This is a genomic window from Micromonospora sp. DT4 (assembly GCF_049841675.1).
Lineage (GTDB): Bacteria > Actinomycetota > Actinomycetes > Mycobacteriales > Micromonosporaceae > Micromonospora.
In genome coordinates this window covers 1-1,991 of sequence record NZ_JBNCKT010000258.1, presented here as the reverse complement: position 1 = coordinate 1,991, position 1,991 = coordinate 1, and the positions used below count along the sequence as shown (strand labels likewise).

Genomic DNA, 1,991 nt, shown 5'->3' with positions numbered 1-1,991 from the left:
GCGCTCGGGTAACACTCCGGACACCCGTGATGTTCCTACCCCACCAACCATGATCCACAAGACAGGCCCTAGTCCGCACGCAGGCCGGCGACATCAGATGCCGGGCCGTCGTGGTCGCCGTCGACCCGCCCGTGGCGGCCGCGCTGCTGCCGGCTCTGGCGACGGTACGCATGCACAGCTACACCACGTACTACCACAGCGCTCCCGAGCCGCCGCTCGACGAACCGATCCTGCTCGTCGACGGCGACCGTCGGGAGATCGTGGCGAACACGGTGGTGCTCAGCAATGCCGCCAGCACGTACGCCCCGGCCGGGCGGCACCTGGTGGCCACCTCGGTGGTCGGCCCGACGGCCCCGCCCGAGCCGACCGTCCGGGCCGAGTTGACCCGGCTGTACGGCCGATCCACCGCCGACTGGACGCACCTCACCACCGTGTCCGTGCCGGACGCGCTGCCCGCTGCCCCACCTTCGCAGGGACGGCTGCGCAAGCCGGTCGCGCTCTCCGAAGGGCTGTTCGTGGCCGGTGACCACCGGGACAGCCCATCGATCCAGGGCGCTCTCGCCAGCGGCTGGCGTGCCGCCGGAGCGGTGCTGGAGGAGCTACGCGTCGGCTGACCCCGCGCCTCGAAAGAGGACGCCGCAGCCGTAGTTGATCACCTATGATCGCGGCCGACGGCTGGGCGGATCCGCAGCTCCTACCGGGCCCAACACGTCAGCCGGTCGCAGTTCGAACAGTTCCACGAGCACCTGCGTCGCGCCGAGCGGGTACTCATCGACGTCACCGCCCGGTACCCCGCGACGAGGCGGCCGCCTGGACCGAACGGATCATCATCGCCCGTGGTCTGCAACTGGGCCAGAACGAGGCGCGCCGTCGCTACGACCGGCTCGCCCAGCAGCACCCCCACCACGCCACCGCACAGGCGGCCCTGCTCCAGCAGCTCTGCCCGAAGTGGAGCGGCGACGGGGACCGCGCCTTCGCCTTCGCCCGCGAGTGCGCCCAGGCGGCACCCGTCGGGGCGCCCAACGCCGTGCTGGTCGTCGAGGCACACCTGGAACGCTGGCTCGACTTCGACACCGACCGGGAGCGCACCGCGTACGTGCGCAGCACCCCCGTCGCGGAGGAGATCATGCAGGCCGCCCAGCGGTCCATGCTGCACCCGGACTTCGTCGACCGGCCCGGCTGGGTCTGGGTCCGCTCGTCGTTCGCGCTGATGTTCAGCCTCACCGACCGCCCCTGGTGGGAGGTCGCGATGATCGTGGTCAGCGGGGTCGCCGTCCTCGTGACGGGCGCGGCGAGCCTGTTGGTGACGTACGTCATGGCGGCCGCCGGCACCGAGCCGGGCCAGGAGTGGCTGTGGGGCGTCGTCGTGGCAGCCTGGCTGCTCACTGTTATCCTCGCGTGGCCTATCGTGCTGCTGTGGCGACGGCGCGGTGATGAGGCGGGGCCGCATCCCCGCTGGCCAATGATCCACCGGGCGGGATAAGATCCGCGCGGTTCCGGGGCGGTAGCTCAGCCGGTTAGAGCAGGGGACTCATAATCCCTCGGTCGCGGGTTCGAGCCCCGCCCGCCCCACCACGTACCCCTCTGGTCAGCCATGCTGCCGACGGCCCCGGAAGCTGAAGATGCTGGCGATGTCGCCCGCTGAGTCGGTCACGTTCATCAGGGAGCTGAGCAAGCATGGAACGTATCGCCTGGCGCACGTCGAGCCGTTCCGGTAGCAACGGTCAGTGCGTGGAGGTGCGTGATCGGGGGATCGGGGTCGATCTTCGCGATTCCAAGGCTCCGGATGCTGGGGTGTTGAGCTTCGCGCCGGCCGCTTGGGCGGCGTTCATTAGCAGCGCCAAGCAGCCTCGCTGACCCGTTCCCGGAGCACGCCCGGGCGAGACGCGTACTCGATGATGTTTTCACGGACGGCAACTAGGCCGTGTCTTGTGGATCAGGTTTCGCGGGCGAGGTCGCGGAGCCAGATCTTGATGGTGGCGATGTCGATG

2 protein-coding genes, 1 tRNA gene and 1 pseudogene are annotated in these 1,991 nt (G+C 69.9%); all 4 read left to right on the top strand.

All coding sequences use genetic code 11. The features are described from left to right. Positions 1–71: 71 nt before the first annotated feature. Positions 72–614 (top strand): annotated as a pseudogene (locus ACLQ24_RS29440) (FAD-dependent oxidoreductase); the annotation flags it as partial. A 44-nt stretch (positions 615–658) separates the two neighbouring features. After that, positions 659–1,483 (top strand): hypothetical protein, encoded by an 825-nt coding sequence (locus ACLQ24_RS29435; RefSeq protein ID WP_425894998.1) that lies wholly within the window; start codon positions 659–661, stop codon positions 1,481–1,483. A 15-nt stretch (positions 1,484–1,498) separates the two neighbouring features. Next, positions 1,499–1,575, top strand: a tRNA-Ile gene (locus ACLQ24_RS29430). A gap of 102 nt (positions 1,576–1,677) precedes the next feature. Next, positions 1,678–1,857: a DUF397 domain-containing protein gene (locus ACLQ24_RS29425; RefSeq protein WP_425894997.1), complete on the top strand. Its 180-nt coding sequence runs from the start codon at positions 1,678–1,680 to the stop codon at positions 1,855–1,857. Positions 1,858–1,991 lie beyond the last annotated feature (134 nt).

Coding starts and splice junctions, on each gene's coding strand:
- ACLQ24_RS29435 (WP_425894998.1), top strand. CDS start 659: ATGATCGCGGCCGACGGCTGGGCGGATCCGCAGCTCCTACCGGGCCCA.
- ACLQ24_RS29425 (WP_425894997.1), top strand. CDS start 1,678: ATGGAACGTATCGCCTGGCGCACGTCGAGCCGTTCCGGTAGCAACGGT.